This is a genomic window from Mesorhizobium sp. M2A.F.Ca.ET.042.01.1.1 (genome assembly GCF_003997405.1).
GTDB lineage: Bacteria > Pseudomonadota > Alphaproteobacteria > Rhizobiales > Rhizobiaceae > Mesorhizobium.
Genome location: NZ_RZRX01000545.1, coordinates 1 through 1,444 on the forward strand (window position 1 = coordinate 1; position 1,444 = coordinate 1,444).

1 protein-coding gene and 1 pseudogene are annotated in these 1,444 nt (G+C 67.4%); one reads left to right on the forward strand and one right to left on the reverse strand.

All coding sequences use genetic code 11. The annotated features are described in order from the left end of the window. The coding region (locus tag EOA23_RS34680) for an amidohydrolase (protein ID WP_127307316.1) at window positions 1-838 on the reverse strand (838 nt) is incomplete at its 3' end. A gap of 265 nt (window positions 839-1,103) precedes the next feature. Between EOA23_RS34680 and EOA23_RS34685 the strand changes: the two are divergent. Beyond that, window positions 1,104-1,444 (forward strand): annotated as a pseudogene (locus tag EOA23_RS34685) (GGDEF-domain containing protein); the annotation flags it as partial.

The window sequence follows — 1,444 nt, forward strand, 5'->3', positions numbered from 1 at the left end:
CGGCGATTTTCCTGGCCAGTGCCTCCGCGGCAGCGACGAGTTCGGCCATGCGCTCGTCGCGCCTGGTGCGCAGCGTCGCCCACACTTCCGCATAGCCCGGCGCGATGCCGAACACGGCTTCGCCCATCGAACAATGGGTGACGGTCACCATGCCGAAATCGTCGTCCGCGAAAGTGCCGCGCCCGAGCGCTGGCAGCGCCGGCATCAGCTCGCTCACCGCCGGCATCGGCGAGATGCCGGTCTCGGGCATCGAGGAATGCGCGGTCTTGCCCTCGAGCACGATGCGCATGCCGCGCGAGGCGCAGTTGACGGTGCCGGCCTTGAGCCGCACCTCGCCGAACGGCACGCCGGGCAGATTGTGCAGCGAAAAGGCGAAGTCCGGCGCGATCTCGGCAAAGCGCGGATCGGCGACGACGCCGGCCGCGCCGTTTCCGGTCTCCTCGGCCGGCTGGAACATCAGCACGACGCGGCCCCGCGCCGGCCGCTCGCGGCCGAACTGGCGGCCGAGCGCGGCCAGGATCGCGGTGTGCCCGTCATGCCCGCACATGTGCGACTTGCCCGGCACTTGCGAAGAATGCGCGACGCCCGAAAGCTCTTCGATCGGCAGCGCGTCGAGCTCGGAGCGGAACAGCACCGTCGGCCCGGCCTGGCCGCTCTCATAGACCGCCGCCACGCCATGGCCGCCGAGCCCCGACAGCATCTTGTCCGGCCCGGTATCGGCGAGGAAGTCCACCACTTCCTTCGCCGTCTTCTCCTCCTCGTTGGAAATCTCCGGCTGCCGGTGCAGCTTGCGGCGCCATTCGGTCAGCTCGACGATGTCTCGATTGGTGAGGGTCATGGGTTGGAACTCCTCTTGGGCTTGCCGGTCACACAAACACGATAGGGTTTTTCTGGCGCCGTGCCATGGGGATCAATTCCGCTAGGCCATCGGCGCCCTGTTTTCTCCGAGCTTCTGGCGCCGTCAGTTCCTAATCAGGAAATGCTCCGTAAACCGCTGAAATCCTTAACACGATTTTCATCCCGGTCGCCTAACCACTTAGGTCATGACAAGGCATAGTGAGCGGCTGGCTGCGGGTCCCTCTTCCGGGGAGCGCGGCGGAGCCGTGGACGCCGGCATCCTGCGCGATCAGCTTGCCGATCTGAGCAAGGGCGTCTTCGTCTCGATGCCCATCGGCACGGTGCTGGCAGCCCTGATCCTGGCGGTGCAGCTTCTGTCCGGCGGCGGCCTTGCCGCGGTGGCGTGGTTTGCCGCCATCGCCCTGGTCAATGGCGCTCGCGTGGTGCTCGCGCTCGCCCAGTCAGGCGCGGCCGACGAGCGGCAGCAGGCGGTCGGCGTCCGGCTTTCCCTCTATGGCGTGCTGGCGCTGGCGTCGGGTATCGCCTGGTCGTTCCTGGCGCTGCTCAGCGACGGATACACCACCGCCCAGGCGCCGCTCTATCTGAT